This window comes from Nocardia exalbida NBRC 100660, assembly GCF_000308575.1.
Lineage (GTDB): Bacteria > Actinomycetota > Actinomycetes > Mycobacteriales > Mycobacteriaceae > Nocardia > Nocardia exalbida.
Genome location: NZ_BAFZ01000054.1, coordinates 19,296 through 35,007 on the forward strand (window position 1 = coordinate 19,296; position 15,712 = coordinate 35,007).

The following is a 15,712-nucleotide window of genomic DNA, read 5'->3' on the forward strand; positions in this document are numbered from 1 at the left end:
TCGTCCACCGCTGATTCGTGCTATCGAGAACCCATGACGCCGACGCGCTCTTCCTACGATGTCGTGATCGTCGGCGGCGGTCACAACGGTTTGGTGGCCGCCGCGTACCTGGCGCGGGCCGGGCGGTCGGTGCTGGTGCTGGAGCGGCAGCCGCACACCGGCGGCGCGGCGGTGTCCGCGAGGGTGTTCGCGGGCGTCGACGCGCGGCTTTCGCGGTACTCGTATCTGGTGAGCCTGCTGCCACGATCGATCGTCCTGGACCTGGGCTTGCGGTTCGAGACGCGGCGGCGCGCGGTCTCGTCGTACACACCGGTCGGGGAGGAGGGTCTGCTCGTCTCGTCTCAGCGGGCGCGGACGGCGGCGAGTTTCGCGCGGCTGACCGGCTCCGATCGGGAGTTCGGTGCGTGGCAGCGGTTCTACGCGTCGACCAACCAGCTGGCCCGGCGGGTTTTCCCGACGCTGACCCGGCCGCTTCCGTCCAAGGAGGCGCTGCGGCACATCGTCGATGACGCGCCCACCTGGGAGGCCCTGTTCGAGCGGCCGCTCGGCGAGACGATCGAGTCGACGTTCGACGACGACACCGTGCGCGGCGTGGTGCTCACCGACGCGCTGATCGGCACCTTCACCCACGCGCACGATCCGTCGCTGCGGCAGAATCGCTGCTTGCTCTATCACGTGATCGGCGGGGGAACCGGCGACTGGGATGTGCCGATCGGCGGTATGGGCGCGCTCACCGACGCACTGGCCGAGGCCGCGCGATCGGCGGGAGCGGAAATCGTCACCGGCTGTGCGGTGACTAGCATCGAAACCGACGGCAGCACAGCGGAAGTCGTATATCCGGAGGGGAGAATCGGAGCGCGCCACGTGCTGGCGAACGTCGCACCCTATACGCTCGCGGGGTTGCTCGGTGCGCCCTTACCGCCGAAACCCGAAGGCGCGCAGCTGAAGATGAACATGTTGCTGCGGCGCCTCCCGCGCTTGCGCGACGCCGAGGCCGATCCCCGGGAGGCGTTCGCGGGGACTTTCCACATCGGGGAGTCGTACGCCCAACTCGACCGAGCCTACGGTGAGGCCGCGATCGGCCGGATGCCGTCCGCGCCACCCGCCGAAATCTATTGCCACACGCTGACGGATCCGACGATCCTGGGACCGGAACTGGCCGCGCAGGGGGCGCACACCCTCACGCTGTTCGGACTGCACGGTCGCGGAAAACTCTTCGCCGCCGACCATGCCGCGGCCAAAGACGAGATCGTACGAGCGACTCTCGCGCAACTGGATTCGGTGCTCGCCGAGCCGATCGCGGACTGTTTGGCGACAGACGAGAACGGCGCACCCTGCCTCGAGGCGAAAACTCCGGTCGAACTGGAGCGCGAGGTCGGCCTCCCCGGTGGACACATCTTCCACCGGGATCTGGCCTTCCCTTACCTCCCGGAGGACGCCGATCCCGTCGACCCCGCAGCCCGGTGGGGCGTGGCGACCGGCCACCGCAATGTCTTCCTCTGCGGCGCGGGCGCCATCCGGGGCGGCGGGGTCAGCGGCATCCCTGGGCACAATGCCGCAATGGCCGTGCTCGACGCCGGTCAGGCAGGCTGACCCCGCAGCGCGACCTTGGCGGCGCGGCCCGGCGTCTCGGTGGCGACCGCCGCGTTCGCCGCTTCCTCCAGCGGATAGGCGGCTTCGATATCCAGTCGCAGGACGCCGTCGGCCGCGAGGCCGATCAGCTCGCGGATGAGCCGCCCTCGATGCTCGGCGCCGATCTCCTCGATCCGCTTGGCGCCCCAGAAGCCCTTGATCACCACCTGTTTGAAGATCAGCGCGCCCGGGTCGAGCGACAACGGCTGCCCCGAGAGCGCACCGAAGGAGATCAGCTGCCCGCCCGGCGCGAGCAATGCCAACTCGGCGGCCGCGGCCCGGCCGCCCACCTGATCGACGGCCCGCAGGATCGGCGCGCCCGAGGTGGCTGCTTCCACCTGGTCGCGCCAGCCCTCGCTCTCGGTGTCGAGCACCGGCTCGTAGCCGAGTTCGCGCAGCGCCGCGACCGAGGCCGGGCCGCGCACGAGATTCAGCACGTGCAGACCGCGTTGCCGGGCGAAGACGTTCACGAGCCTGCCGACCGCGCCGTTGGCGGCATTGATCGTCAGCCAGTCGCCGGAGGACAGTTCGAGGTCCTCGATCAGCATCAGCGCGCTCAACGGCATGGCCAGCAGCTGAGCGGCGGTCTCGTCGGAGACCGCGTCGGGCAGCGGAATCACCTGCCGTGCCGGGACGACGAAATACTCGGCCCACACGTTCTGCGCGCCGGACACCGTCACTCGCTGCCCGACCGACAGGTCGGTGACCTCGGGACCCACCGCGTCGACCCGCGCGACCGCCTCGCTGCCGGGAATCGCGGGCAACTCGGGACGGTAGCCGTACACGCCGCGCACGATGGCCAGATCGTGATTGTGGATCGGCGACAGGATCAGCGCGAGCCGCACCTCACCCGGCCCCGGCTCGGGAACCGGGCGCTCCGCGGTGGCCAGCACATCCTTCGGTTCGCCGAATCGTTCGATGACTACGGCACGCATATCGGCTCCTTCTCGATCAGTCGTCGGCAACGAGGACCTGGACGTCGATATTGCCGCGAGTCGCGTTGGAATACGGGCACACCTGATGCGCTTTGTCGGCGAGGGCCTGCGCGTCCTCGCGGGACAGATGGGGAAGCGAGACCTCCAGCGTAACGGCCAGGCCGAAGCCACCGGTGTCGTTCGGGCCGATCCCGACCTTCGCGCCGACTGCGGAATCGTCGACATTGGTCGAGGTCTGCTTGCCGACCAGGCGCAACGCCGAATGGAAACACGCCGCGTAGCCCGCCGCGAACAGCTGTTCGGGGTTGGTGCCCTCGCCGTTGCCGCCCATCTCCTTGGGAATCGACAGGTTCACGTCGATCTTGCCGTCGGTGGTGCGCGCATGGCCGTCGCGACCGTCGCCGCTGGCCAGGGCCTCTGCGGTGTAGAGGATTCGCATGTCTACTCTCCTTCGTTCAACTGAGACTTCAGCGCCTCGGTCAGTCGGTGCAAAATGCCGCGCAACGCGATGGCTTCGTCCATGGACAAGCCACTGGCCTCGGCCATCCGGGCGGGGATGTCACCCGCCTCGGCGCGCAGCGCGCGCCCGCGCCCGGTGAGCCGGATGTCGACGCGGCGTTCATCGGCCGCCGACCGCCGCCGCTCGACCAAGCCGGCCGCCTCCAGTCGCTTGAGCAACGGCGAGAGCGTGCCGGAATCGAGGTCGAGTGCCTGGCAGACGTCTCCGACGCTGCGTTCGTCGCGTTCCCACAGCGCCAGCATCACCAGGTACTGCGGGTAGGTGAGCCCGAGCCGTTCCAGCTTCGGGCGATAGACCGCCGTCATCGCCCGGGACGCCGCGTAGAGCGGGAAGCAGAGCTGCTCGTCGAGGGTGAGGTGATCGGTCATGAGCAATAATGTAGTGGCCAATTTGGTTGTGTACAACATAAATAAGCGGTGGCGCGCGTCACATGGCTCGCGGAAGGGCAGCGGTTCAGCGGGCCGGGAAGCGAAGGACGCGATCGTCGCCGCTCGCGGGGTCACCCCGGCCGTCGGTGTTGGAGGTGGTGAGCCACAGCGCTCCGTCCGGTGTGGCTTCCACGGTGCGCAACCGGCCGTACCGGTCGCGCAGTTCGGCCCTGGGCCCGCCCACGCGGCCGTCCTCGAGCGGCACGGTCCACAGCCGCTGCCCGCGTAGCGCCGCGACGTAGAGAGTGTCGCCGGTGATGGCGATGCCCGAGGGCGAGGCTTCCGCGGTGGTCCAGGTCAGCAGCGGATCGGTGAAGCCGCGCTCGGCGCCGCCCCCGCCCTCGACGTCGGGCCAGCCGTAGTTGCGGCCGGGCTCGATCAGATTGATCTCGTCGAACCGGTTCTGCCCGAACTCCGCCGCGAACAGGCGCCCGGCCCGATCCCACGCCAGTCCCTGCACGTTGCGGTGGCCGAGACTGTAGACCGGCGAGCCGGGATACGGATTGCCCGGCGCCGGACGGCCTTCGGGAGTCGAACGGAGGATCTTTCCGTTAAGGCTTGCCGGATCCTGCGAGCGTCCGGATTCCCCGGCGTCGCCGGTCCCGGCGTACAGCATGCCGTCGGGCCCGAACGCGATCCGTCCGCCATTGTGGTTACCGGCCTTGGCGATGCCGGTGACGATCGCCTCGGGCGGGCCGTCGAGCCGGAACCGGACGATCCGATTGTCCGTCTCGGAGGTGAAATAGGCGTAGACGTAACGACTTTCGGCGTAGTCCGGCGCGACGGCGAGCCCGAGCAGGCCGCCTTCGCCTCGTGCGGCGACGTCGGGCAGCCGGTAGACCTGTTCCGGCGCACGGCCTGCGGCGACTCGCAGGATCCGTCCGGAGTCACGCTCCGCGACCAGCGCGGCGCCGTCGGGCAGGAAGGCCAGGCCCCACGGAACCTCGATGTCCCGCGCGACTTCTTCGGCGGCATCGAGGTCGGGTCTTCCCGCCGGGTTGCTCGGTGCGAGGGTGCCTACCGTAGGCGCATCGCTCGGCGTGGTCGGGCTCTCGCCGCCGCAGGCGCCGACCGCCGCTACGGAAAAGAGCAAGGCGATCACCGCAAGCAAGCGCGCCGCGTGGATCGGGCTCTCGCTACCGGGGGTGCCCGCTCGGTCGGCGCCCCCGCCGCCCGAAGGCGCCGGGATGACGAGGAAGCGGCCCGATTCGAGTGCCATCAGCCGAGATACGTGCCGTACCAATCCAGGACGCGACGCCATGCTTCGGTGGCCGCCGTGGCGTTGTACCGCTGACCGGTGTCGTTGAAGAAGGCGTGGTCGGCGTCGGGTGCGGTGAAGATCTGGTGCGGGGCTCCCGAGCGGGCCAGTGCGGCCTCCGCGGCGGGCCGGGAGGCGTTCACGCGGGCGTCGGCCGCCGCGTACACACCGAGCACCGCGGCTTTCGACGCGGAGAGATCGCCGTTGTCCGGGAACGGTCCGTAGAAGGGTGTCGCCGCGGCGAGCGGGGACGGGCCGGAGGCCAGCAGTAGCCAGGTCAGGCCACCGCCGAAGCAGAAACCGGTGGCGCCGAGCTTCTTTCCCTCGACCCGGCGCTGGAGTTCATCGAGCCCGGCGCGCAGGTCGGCGACGAGCTGTTCCTGCGGGATACGGCTCAGTTCGGCGGTCGCGGCGGCCGGATCGGTGAACGCGGCGGTGCCGCCTCGCGCGGACAGCAGGTCGACCGCGAGCGCGGAGTATCCGGCCCCCGCGAAACGTCCTGCCACCGAACGGATGTGATCGGTGAGGCCCTTGTTCTCGTGGACGACCAGCACTCCGCCCCGCGGCTGCGGCGCCGCCGCCCACGCGGCTTGCAATGGCGTCGCGCCGGGTCCGGCGAAGGTGACGGCGGCGGTCGGGAGGGCCGCGGCGGAACCGGGTGGCGTCGACGGCGCCGTGGGGCTGGGCGCGGAATCGGTGATCGCGGTGTCGTTGCTCGCGCAGGCGGCCAGCAGGGCGGTCGCGGCGGTGACGCCGAGTCCGAGCAGCCCGAGCCTGCGCAGTGCCTCCCGCCGGGGGAGCAGGCCGTCGGCGTGATCGGCCGCGATCTCCTCGGCGATGTAGCGCTGCAACGGCGTCATGCGCCCCACGATAAGCCGGATCGTTGGCGGGTGCGCGGCGTTCACCGTCTGTTCGCCCACGACAAACCGGCCCGACCGCGCGTCCCACGGCATTCGCCAGGCGATTGCTACGTTGTCGCTCAATCGGGCGATCGATGGTCGGTCCGCACACCGGTCGAGGGAGCGAGATGGCAGCGGGGCGTGACATGGCACGAACGATGAGCAGGGCGATCCGGATGGTGGTTACGGTCGCGGTGCTGGCGGCCGTGGGATTCGGGTCGGGGCCCGCGGTCGCGGAGCCGTCCGCCGAGTCCCACAGCGTGGGATGGACCGCGTTGCACGACGGTCCCCAGCCGTATGCCGACGTGCACATCGACTGGGACGTCCCGATCCGGATGAGCGACGGCGTCGTGCTGAAGGCCAACGTGTACCGGCCGGTGAAGCAGGGCGGCGAGGTGGAGCAGCAGCCGCTGCCGACCATCGTGAATCTGACCCCCTACACCAAGCTCATGACCAATCTGATCGACACGGCGCTCGCGGTGCCCGGCTTGCAGCCGCTGACCGTCCGGCTGGTCAACCGCGTGAATCTGGCCCGTACGCCGGTCAGCGGTTTCGGCGATCTGCTGCACGCGGTCGACGGCGGCACCGTGCAGACGGTCCTCGGACTCGATCGCAACCTGATCCGCGCCGGATACACCCAGGTCATCGCCGACGTGCGCGGGACCGGTTTCTCCCAGGGCGCGTGGGACACCCTCGGCGAGCGGGAACAACTCGACACCCGCGAGGTGATCGACTGGGCGGCCGCGCAGCCGTGGTCGAACGGCCGGGTCGGGATGAGCGGGGGTTCGTATTCGGGGATCAACCAGCTGCGCGCCGCCGAGGACGCCCCGGCGCCGTTGCAGGCGATCTTCCCCGTGGAACCCGGCAGCGACCTGATGCGCGACGTCGTCGCGCCGGGCGGCGGGGTGGGGACGACGTTCCTGCCGATGTGGCTCAACACGGTCAACCAGCTGAAGCTGATTCCCGACGTGCAGTCGATGTTGAACGGCACCTTCGACTGGGGGTGGCTGCACGAACGGATGTCCGATCCGGCCAGCAACGTCGATCTGCTGGCCCAGGCGCTGCTCACGCCTTCGCTCGACCACGTGCCGCCCGCGCTGGCCGACGCGCTGGACGAGGACAGCTACTTCCGGCGCGGCATCGAGGGCCACCCGGAGCGCATCACGGTGCCCACCTTCGTCTACGGCGGCTGGCACGACATCTTCGCCAACAGCGCGACCAAGCTGTACAACGCCATACCGCTGCCCGCGGGCAGGAAGCAGTTGATCGTCGGCGACACCTATCACGCGAATCCCGGTGCGGGGACCGGCATTCCCGGCGCACCGCCGCGGCTGGACGTGTTGCAGCGGGTGTGGTTCGACAAGTGGTTGAAGGACGTCGACCACGGCTTGGGCGATTTCGGGCCGGTGACCGTGTGGGAACAGGGAGGCGGCTGGATCACCCTCGGGCAGTTCCCGCAGAAGGACCTCAACCATCGCCGCGTGTATCTCTCGGCAACGCCGAGCGGCACCACCGGAAAAGCGGTGTACGACGGATCGCTGACGATGACAGTCCCCGACGAGCAACGGACATTGACGGTGGCGCCCGGCCTCGCCGCGGCGTGTTCCCGCGACACCGCCCAGGGCTCGGCAGGCATGGCGGCGGTGGTGGACGTGTGCGCCAAGGACTCGCGCATCGCCGAGCGCAACGCGCTGACCTTCACCAGTGCGCCGATGACCGAGCGCACGGTCATCTCGGGGCCGGTGAACGTGCACCTCAACACCGTGCACGACGCCACCGACGGCTACTGGAGCGTCACGATGAACGATGTGGCGCCCGACGGATCGTCGAAGGTGCTGACCACAGGGCAGTTGACCGCCTCCCTGCGCGCCGTCGACGAGCAGAAGAGCAGCCGCACATCGTCCGGCGATCTGACCGAACCGTTCAATCCGCTCACCCTGGACAGTCTGCGGCCGGTCGTTCCCGGTGAGCCCGTGGCGCTGGACATCGCGGTCATCCCCACCCAAGCGGTGCTGCAACCCGGCCACCGGCTGCGGATCGACGTCTTCGCGGGCAACTCGCCGAAGGCGCTGGCCTTCCGCCCCATGCTCAACAACACCGAACTGAAGCCCCAGCACCTCGAGTTGGATCCGTCGGCGCCGAGCTTCGTCATCGTGCCGACCAACCGTCCGCTGGGCTGAGCGCCGCGTGGGGTCGTCTCGCCGGGCGACCCCACGCGCCGGGGCTCACAATTGCGACTGCACCTGCGCGGAGATCAGCTCGAGATGCTCGAGATCGGTCAGATCGAGCACCTGCAAGTAGATGCGGCTGGTGCCGATCTCGGTGTACCGGCCGATCTTGTCCACCACCTCGGCGGGTGAGCCGGCCAGGCCGTTGGTCTTCAGCTCGTACACCTCGCGTCCGATCGCGGCGGCCCGGCGCGCCACCTCGGCGTCGTTCGCGCCGACGCAGACCACCAGCGCGTTGGAGTAGACCAGGTCGTCGGCCGCGCGTCCGTAGGTCTCGGCGGCGGCGCGCACCCGGTCGAACTGCCGCGCGCTGTCCTCGAGCGAGGAGAACGGCATATTGAACTCGGCGGCGTACTGCGCGGCCAGCCGGGGGGTGCGGGTGGCGCCCTGGCCGCCGATCACCACCGGAATCGGGTCCTGCACCGGTTTGGGCAGGGCGGGGGAATCGGTGAGCTGGTAGTGCTTGCCGTCGTAGCTGAACGTGTCGCCGGGTTTGGTCGCCCAGAGCCCGGTGATGACGGCCAGCTGTTCTTCCAGCCGGGCGAACTTGTCGGCGGGGAACGGGATGCCGTACGCGGCGTGCTCCTCGGCGAACCAGCCGCTGCCCAGACCGAATTCGACCCGGCCGCCGGACATCTGGTCCACCTGGGCGACCTGGATGGCGAGCGGGCCGGGCAGCCGGAAGGTGGCGGCGGTGACCAGGGTGCCCAGGCGGATCCGTTCGGTCTCCCTGGCCAGTCCGGCGAGGGTGATCCAGGCATCGGTCGGGCCGGGCAGGCCGTCGGCGCCGCCCATGCTCAGGTAGTGGTCGGAGCGGAAGAACGCGTCGAATCCCAAGTCCTCGGTGGCCTTGGCAACGGTGAGCAGCGTGTCGTAGCTCGCACCCTGCTGCGGCTCGGTGAAGATGCGTAGTTCCATGTCGATGACCCTAGTCGGTCCCAGCATGGGCGAATCGCTCCGCTCGCGCCATGCGGACGCCGGGGAAGCGTGGGGTGACGGGCCGGGCGCGGTGCGGAAACGCCGTTCGCACGCGTGCGGGCTCGGGCCGGGAATTCGTAGCGAACCGGCGGGCCGGGGTACGTGACGAAGACTCGGAAACGCCGCCGAATTATCGGGATTCACCAGTGGCGGGGGTTCGGTGCTCGCCCGGCGTGGGCGATTCCGGCCGCGTGTAAGTCCGTGCGATGAGCGCGGCGCGCAATCGGTACAGCACGTGCGGAACGGCGGTGTCCAGGCCGGTGAGGCGGCCGATGCGCTTGAGACGATGGTCAACGGTGTTCGGGTGCAGATACATCGTCCGGGAGGTCCGCCTGCGGTTGAAGTCGTTGCGGATGTGCTCGCGCAGGGTGTCGAACAGTTCGGGATGGCCCTCCAGCGGGTCGAGCAGCGCCGCCAGCCGATCGCGTCCCGGCCCCGGCCGGGTGAGCTGGTATTCGAGGGCCAGATCCTCGAAACGGTACAGACCCGGCGGGTTCCGCAGGCGCCGGACCATGTCGAGCAGTTCGTGTGCCTGGTCGGCGGCGCCGGGAATCCGGTCGGGCTCGGCGGTCATGGCGGCGGCGGTGAGCGGGGCGGGGACCGCCGTGGCCAGCGCGGCGACCAAGGCGTCGAGTTCGTTCGCGGCGATCAGCGACTCCGCGACCAGGATCGTCCCGCCGATCGCGCTGAGCACGGCGGGCACATGCCCGCCGCAGTGCACGGCGAGGCAGATCTGCATGCGCTGCCGGATGCTGTAGCCGTCGCCGGGGCGTCGCCCGGGACGTTCTTCGGTGGGCCGGTCGACCGCCACGGCGAGCACGGTGTAGCGGTCGGCGACCGGAATGCCGTACTCGCGGTAGACCTTCGCGGGGTGGTGGCCTCTGAGCAATGCGACGGCGACGGCATGCGGAGCGGTCTGCTCGGCGGCGGGCGCGACGGACAGGTAGGCGAGCGATACGGTCGTGGTGACCGCGTGCAGCGCGTCGAAGAGCCCGCGGATGTCGTCATGGTGCACGGTCTGCGCGTCCCGCAGGTGGTCGTCGAGATAGAGGCGGAATCCCTCGTGGACGAGATGCTGGACGGTGTCCATCGGAATCCCCACCCCGGCCCACCGGGTGGCCGCCTCGAAGATGCGGACCGTGCGCGCCGGGCGCTCGGAATCGACGGAAGCGACCAGATCGAGGCAGTGCGTGACGATGGCGCGGATCTGTTCGCGCAGCAGGTTCCCGCGCTCCACGTGCCGCCGGGGAATGATGCCGAGCAGGTGCCGCACGATGCGCTCAGTGGCCGGGACGAGCTCGGCGGTGCTGCGTGGGGATGGCATGCCGCTGCTCAGACTCCGCCTCCGCCGCGGGCCGCCCGTGGCTCGGGCGTGTGGCCGCGGTCCGGATGTCGGACCAGGTCCGTGCAGTGCGTCATCGCGAACATTCGTACTTCCCATCCGGTCCGCGCGGACCTCGAATCTTTTGACGCAGAACGAAATCGGCGGGCCGCAGTCTCGGTCCTCGAAATCTAGCCGCCGGCGGGGCGGACCGTCACTGCACGGGCCGACGAAGTGCTCGGCCGCTAGGTTGTTGCCGATGACAAGTCCGCGCGCCCGGCAGATCCGCCGCCACAGGGGAAGGAGGTTCGAGTGCACGATGTACCGGTGATCGTCGTGATGGGGGTGTCGGGTTCGGGAAAGACGACGGTCGGCTCCCGCCTGGCCGACGTGCTCGGGGTCGAGTACGCCGAGGGCGACGACTTCCACCCGCGCGCGAACGTCGCGAAGATGGCGGCGGGGGCGCCGTTGGACGATGCCGACCGCGCACCCTGGCTCGACGCCCTGGCCGCCTGGATGGCCGAGCGATCCGGCAGGGGCGGCGTCGTCACGTGCTCGGCTCTCAAACGGATCTACCGCGATCGGCTGCGCGCCTCAGCGCCCGAGGCGTTCTTCCTGCATCTGAGCGTGCCCCGCGCCGAACTCGAGCGGCGCGTGACCGGACGTCGCGGGCATTTCATGCCGCCGAGCCTGCTCGATTCCCAGCTGGCCACCCTGGAGCCGCTCGGCCCCGACGAAGGCGGCAGCACCATCGATGCGGCCCGCCCGCCCGAGGAGGTGGTCCGGCAAGCCGTGGCAGCGCTGGACAGGTGAGCCGCGCGTCGGGTTCGCCCGCTAGAGGCCGCCGAGATCCGACAAGACATCGAAAGCGAGATCGAGGCCGCGCCACAACGTGTCGATCTCGGCGGTGGCGACGGGTGCCGCGGCCGGATCCTGCATGGCGAATCCGTTCGAGAGAATGACGACGTTGGCGCCCGCGTCGGCCAGACGGAGCAAGGGGCCGGTCGCCACCCCGCGACCGAGCACCAGGTCCAAGCCCTCGCCGACGAAGTAGAAGCGCCACAGCGGACCGAGGTCGCCGCCGTAGACCGCTTTGGTCGCGTCGACGATCAGCGCACCGTGCTGGGCGATCGCGTCGACGATGCGGAAATAGTCGCCCGCGTTGGCGGCGGTGCTGCCGACCGCGGCGACGGAATAGGACAGGTCCACGCTCAGGTGCGCGTTGTACCCGGCCATCGCCACGCGCGCGGGAGACAGCTCGCAGTGGCTGGTCAGGGCGAAATAGTGGGCCCAGTGCGGGTCGACGGGTGCGCCGGTGAATTCGGCGTGCACTGTGCGCAGGAAGCGCGACAGCAGTTCGAGACTGATCCGATGCGCCCACTCCGGGTCGTCGAACGACGCGGGGTCGCGCTGTAGCGGCAGGACGGCGGCCCGTTCGACCGCGTCGAGCCCGAGGGCGAACACCCCGCGCAGATCGCGGTGGGCGACCAGGATCTCCGTGATCCGCCGGTGCCGGTCGACGGCGTCCTCCAATTGCCGCAGCGCGGAACCGGTCAGCGTGCCGGTGTCGGACAGTTCCGCGATAGCGGCCGTCTCGGCAGACGTCAGCGGTGTGCCGCAGGCCGTGGCCGCCGGTGCGGCGGAGGCGTTCGCCGCACCGAGCGCGATCGTGAGGATCAGCGCCGTCACGGCCGAGGCCAGTGCTGAGAAAAGCTGCCGCGCAGCAGCACTCGGCGTACGCGCGGAGATGTTCGGCATGCTGGCTCCAGGGTCGTGAATCGCGATTCCGCGCCGGGACAGCCGAAGGGGATGAAGTCGGCGATGCGGCACGCGGTAGGTGGCGCAGGGCGCGATCGAAGCCTATCCGAGCCGATCGCGTCGCGCAGCGCGGCGTCAGTGCGACGCGAAGCAGGAGCCGGAAGGTGCGCCCGGCAGGCAGATCTCGGCGATGGCGGAGACGAGCAGCCACGCGCCGATCAGCAGCGAACCCACGGCTATCGCGCCGAATACGAATACCCACAGCAGGCCGGGCAGCCGGGTGAGCCTGGCGAGTTGATCGGCGTCGGAGTCGACCTCGTGATAGCGGGCGCGCTGCTGACGGGAACGTCCCCGCTGTAGCTCTAGGACCGGCCGCGCCCCGGCGAACAGCAGGAACCAGGCGCCCAGATACGCGAAACCCGCTTGCAGCGTGTCGGTGCCGAACCAGGAGACGACGAAGACCGCCGCACCGAGTCCGAGCACGGTGATACCGCCGTAGATGTTCCTGATCTTGATCAGGAGCGCGGCGAGCAGGACGATGGCGGTCCACAGCATCAGCGTGATCCGGCTGGCGCCCAGCAGGGCGGCGAACCCGAGACCGAGCAGCGGCGGCGCGGGGTAACCCGCCATCGTGGTGAGGATCATCCCGAGGCCGTAAGGTTTTCCGCTCGACACCGTGAGTCCCGAGGTGTCCGAATGCAATCGGATGCTGTTGAGCTTGCGGCCGGTGAGCAGCGCGACCAGGGCGTGCCCGCCTTCGTGCGCGATGGTGACGATATTGCGGGTGAGCCGCCAGATCGGGGTGTAACCCACCAGCACGAGCGCCGCCACCGCGGCCGCCACCACCAGCCACCACGGCGGTTGCGCTTGCGTCGTCGTCAGACGATCGGCGATGGAGGCGCCGCGCTCGAAGAATTCCGCTCTGTCCACCGCCGCACCTTAACCGCCCGCGGACGACCGCGCTCGTGGCAAGCGTTCCTTGCTGGGACACCAACGCGGACGCGGCCATCACGGCCTTGTGCCTCTGGTATCAGAGGGTGGGCCCGTTCGTACCCGGCCTCGGAACGCGGGTCAGCTGGTTCTCGTGAGGATCCCGGTCATATCCCCAGCCACGCCCTGTGTTCGGTAGGAAATGGTCCCGTCTGGCCGCAGTTCCAGATGGGAGGACGCGCCTTCGTCGTTACATCCACCGGGATTCTGAGTGAGTGCGGCCCTCAATGTGACGCTTTCCGCTGTGACAGCGGTGAGTGTCTCGGCGCGACCGCACTTCAAGCCGATGATTCGGCCGGTATTGGTCGATTCTCCGACTTGTTCTCCTATGTCGCCAGGATTGAGTGTCAGGAGGATGTCGTAGCTGCCGAGAAGATCTTTCGCCACACCTTTCCACTCGCCGAGAAAAGCATTCGGAACGCTGGTGGCGGAGGGACTGCTGCTGGTCGTCGGGGTCGTGTCGTCGGCCTGCGTGGCGGTAACCGTGGCGGGTTCGGCGGTGGCTCGGGTGGTCTGCGCGATCGAATCGTTCGAATTGTCGTTCCGCAGCTGTGCGCCGACCACGTACGCCGCTACGGCGACGGCGATGCAGACGACGAGCGCGCCCGCGACGAGCAGGGCGCGGCCGGGGCGGCGCGGATGAGGGGCGGCGGCGGCCGCGCCGAACCGGGGCGAACTCTGGTGTGCGGACGGGTAGGTGTGGTGTCCGGTGTACGCGGGAGACGCCTGCGGCGGGCCCGGATGCCGCAGGTGCGTGGGCGCCGATCGCCCGGGGTCGCTGTGCGGGTGCGCAGGTGCAGCCGAATGGATCATGGTGTCGGCGGTGCGCGCGGGATGCGGGGGTGCGGGAAGGTCCGGGCGGTCGAACGGCCCGGAGTCGAGGTTCAGCAGCTCCACTGCGCGGTGGCTGACCTCCTCGAGCACCGGGGCGGGCAGCCAGCCGCCGCGCTCGGGGATGCCGAGAGCGGTGAGCTGGGTGAGCAACTGGTCCGGTGTCGGGCGGGCCGCGGCGTCCTTGGTCAGGCAGGCCGACACCAGCGGGCGCAGTCGCGGCGGGACGTCGTCGAGCTGCGGCTCCTCGTACACCACCCGCCAAAGCATCTGCACGGTGTCGCCGACGCCGAACGGGCCGTGGCCGGTCGCCGCGAACACCAGGATCCCGCCGAGGGCGAAGACGTCCGCGGGCGGGCCGACCGGGTCGCCGGTCACCTGCTCCGGGCACATGAATCCCGGAGAGCCGATGACCTTTCCGGTGGTGGTGAGCTGACTGTCGTCGACGGCGCGGGCGATGCCGAAGTCGATCACCTTGGGACCGTCGAGAGCCAGGAGGACATTGGACGGCTTGAGGTCGCGGTGCACCACCCCGGCGCCGTGCACCGCCGTCAATGCCTCGACCAGGCCGTGTGCCAGCACGAGCAGGGCGTGCTCGGTGAACGGCCCGTACCGGTCGACCGCGTCGGCCAGCGAGAACCCGGCCACGTAACCGGTGGCCAGCCACGGCGGATCGGCGTCCACGTCGGCGTCGAGCACCGGCGCGGTGAACCGTCCGCCGACCCGGCGCGCCGCCGCGACCTCCCGCCGGAAGCGCGTGCGGAACTCCGCGTCGATCATGTCGGGACGGATGACCTTCACCGCGACGGTGCGCCCGCCCGCGTTCCGTCCGAGGTAGACGCGGCCCATGCCACCGACGCCCAGGACGCCGAGCAGGCGATAGTCCCCGATCCTCGCCGGATCGTTCATGCCGAGCGGTTGCATCGCGCAGCTGGTTCCCTTCTCATGGCGTACGACCCCCCGAGAGGCTACTCACCGGCCACTCTCGTGTTCGCGCAGCGCCTGCCCCCGCTAACCGGCCATGCTGGGCGCGGGCGCGGGTTGGTCCCGCCGCGCCCGCTTGGCCAGCAGATATGCCGCGAGCGCCGCGGGAATGTTCATCAGAACGCCGTAGACCGCGCCGGGCACGGCCATGGTCTCGTTGTCCAGGACCGAAGCGGCGACGGCGATCGCGAGGGCCGCGTTGTGCACGCCGATCTCCATGGCCGAGGCGATGGCCTGATCGTTTTCCACTCGCGCGAGCCGGGGCACGAAGTAGCCGACGGACAGGCTGATCACGGCGAAGGACAGGCAGATCGCGGACAGCTTTCCGATGTGCTCCGACAGCGTGTCCAGATTCGAGCCCACTCCGGCCGCGATCACCAGCGCGAGCACCACGACCGAAAGGATCTTGACCGCACCGCGCATCCGGCGTGACCATTCCGGGAACCGCCGGTGCACCGCCATGCCGATCGCGACGGGCACGAGCACGATGGCGAAGACCTGAGCGAATTTGTCCGGCCGCAGCCCGACCGAGCCCGCACCGTCGAGGAACAAGGCGTAGGACAGCGCCACCACCACCGGCATGGTGAACACCGCGAGCACCGAATTGATCGCGGTGAGCGTGATGTTCAGCGCCACGTTGCCCCCGGCGATGTGACTGAACAGGTTCGCCGACGCACCGCCCGGCGACGCGGCGAGCAGCAGCATGCCCGCGGCCAGCGCGCCGTCGAGTCCGAACAGGCGGATCAGGCCCAGGCACACCGCGGGCAGCAGGACCATCTGGCACACCAGCGCGATCACCGCCGCTTTCGGATAGCGCAGCACGCGCGCGAAATCGTCGGTCGTCAGCGTCAATCCGAGCCCGAACATCACCAAGGCCAGTGCCAGCGGCAGCAACACCGCGAAAATCGTTGCACCCATGGGGGTCTCCTCTCCGCCGAGCGGCCGAGCCG

At 69.7% G+C, this 15,712-nt stretch carries 14 protein-coding genes; 3 read left to right on the top strand and 11 right to left on the bottom strand.

The window, feature by feature from the left end:
* Window positions 1-33: 33 nt before the first annotated feature.
* On the top strand, window positions 34-1,593 hold the full coding sequence (locus ON29_RS12170) for a phytoene desaturase family protein (RefSeq protein WP_040866338.1): 1,560 nt from the start codon (window positions 34-36) through the stop codon (window positions 1,591-1,593).
* Here ON29_RS12170 and ON29_RS12175 read toward each other — a convergent pair.
* The 5 genes from ON29_RS12175 to ON29_RS12195 all read right to left on the bottom strand — a co-directional run bounded on the left by ON29_RS12175 (window position 1,581) and on the right by ON29_RS12195 (window position 5,633).
* Window positions 1,581-2,567, bottom strand: coding sequence for a zinc-binding dehydrogenase (locus tag ON29_RS12175; protein ID WP_040866339.1), 987 nt, complete (start codon window positions 2,565-2,567; stop codon window positions 1,581-1,583). The genes ON29_RS12170 and ON29_RS12175 overlap by 13 nt on opposite strands.
* A gap of 16 nt (window positions 2,568-2,583) precedes the next feature.
* The gene (locus ON29_RS12180) at window positions 2,584-3,006 is read right to left on the bottom strand and encodes an organic hydroperoxide resistance protein (RefSeq protein WP_040866340.1); all 423 of its coding nucleotides are present in this window, start codon (window positions 3,004-3,006) and stop codon (window positions 2,584-2,586) included.
* A gap of 2 nt (window positions 3,007-3,008) precedes the next feature.
* Window positions 3,009-3,455 (bottom strand): MarR family winged helix-turn-helix transcriptional regulator, encoded by a 447-nt coding sequence (locus ON29_RS12185; RefSeq protein WP_040866341.1) that lies wholly within the window; start codon window positions 3,453-3,455, stop codon window positions 3,009-3,011.
* A gap of 85 nt (window positions 3,456-3,540) precedes the next feature.
* Window positions 3,541-4,734: a PQQ-dependent sugar dehydrogenase gene (locus ON29_RS12190; protein ID WP_083863397.1), complete on the bottom strand. Its 1,194-nt coding sequence runs from the start codon at window positions 4,732-4,734 to the stop codon at window positions 3,541-3,543.
* Window positions 4,734-5,633, bottom strand: a complete 900-nt coding sequence (locus ON29_RS12195) for a dienelactone hydrolase family protein (protein ID WP_040866342.1) — start codon at window positions 5,631-5,633, stop codon at window positions 4,734-4,736. Before ON29_RS12195 ends, ON29_RS12190 begins: the two co-directional genes overlap by 1 nt.
* Before the next feature lie 197 nt (window positions 5,634-5,830).
* Between ON29_RS12195 and ON29_RS12200 the strand changes: the two genes are divergently transcribed.
* Window positions 5,831-7,852, top strand: coding sequence for a CocE/NonD family hydrolase (locus ON29_RS12200; protein WP_040866410.1), 2,022 nt, complete (start codon window positions 5,831-5,833; stop codon window positions 7,850-7,852).
* A 45-nt stretch (window positions 7,853-7,897) separates the two neighbouring features.
* Here ON29_RS12200 and ON29_RS12205 read toward each other — a convergent pair whose 3' ends face one another.
* Complete coding sequence (locus ON29_RS12205) at window positions 7,898-8,818, bottom strand: LLM class F420-dependent oxidoreductase (protein WP_040866343.1); 921 nt, start codon at window positions 8,816-8,818, stop codon at window positions 7,898-7,900.
* Between the two features lie 190 nt (window positions 8,819-9,008).
* Entirely contained in the window at window positions 9,009-10,202 is a 1,194-nt protein-coding gene (locus ON29_RS12210; protein WP_051175129.1) for a PucR family transcriptional regulator, read from the bottom strand.
* A gap of 336 nt (window positions 10,203-10,538) precedes the next feature.
* Here ON29_RS12210 and ON29_RS12215 point away from each other — a divergent pair, with 336 nt between their 5' ends.
* Window positions 10,539-11,012, top strand: a complete 474-nt coding sequence (locus ON29_RS12215) for a gluconokinase (protein ID WP_040866412.1) — start codon at window positions 10,539-10,541, stop codon at window positions 11,010-11,012.
* A 21-nt stretch (window positions 11,013-11,033) separates the two neighbouring features.
* Here the strand turns inward: ON29_RS12215 and ON29_RS12220 are convergent, their stop codons facing one another.
* The 4 genes from ON29_RS12220 to ON29_RS12235 form a co-directional block, all read right to left on the bottom strand.
* Window positions 11,034-11,957, bottom strand: coding sequence for a DUF5995 family protein (locus ON29_RS12220; protein ID WP_051175130.1), 924 nt, complete (start codon window positions 11,955-11,957; stop codon window positions 11,034-11,036).
* A 135-nt stretch (window positions 11,958-12,092) separates the two neighbouring features.
* Entirely contained in the window at window positions 12,093-12,887 is a 795-nt protein-coding gene (locus ON29_RS12225) for a M50 family metallopeptidase (RefSeq protein WP_040866344.1), read from the bottom strand.
* 141 nt (window positions 12,888-13,028) lie between these two features.
* Window positions 13,029-14,702, bottom strand: a complete 1,674-nt coding sequence (locus ON29_RS12230; protein WP_040866345.1) for a serine/threonine-protein kinase — start codon at window positions 14,700-14,702, stop codon at window positions 13,029-13,031.
* An 87-nt stretch (window positions 14,703-14,789) separates the two neighbouring features.
* Window positions 14,790-15,680 (bottom strand): bile acid:sodium symporter family protein, encoded by an 891-nt coding sequence (locus ON29_RS12235; RefSeq protein WP_040866346.1) that lies wholly within the window; start codon window positions 15,678-15,680, stop codon window positions 14,790-14,792.
* Window positions 15,681-15,712 lie beyond the last annotated feature (32 nt).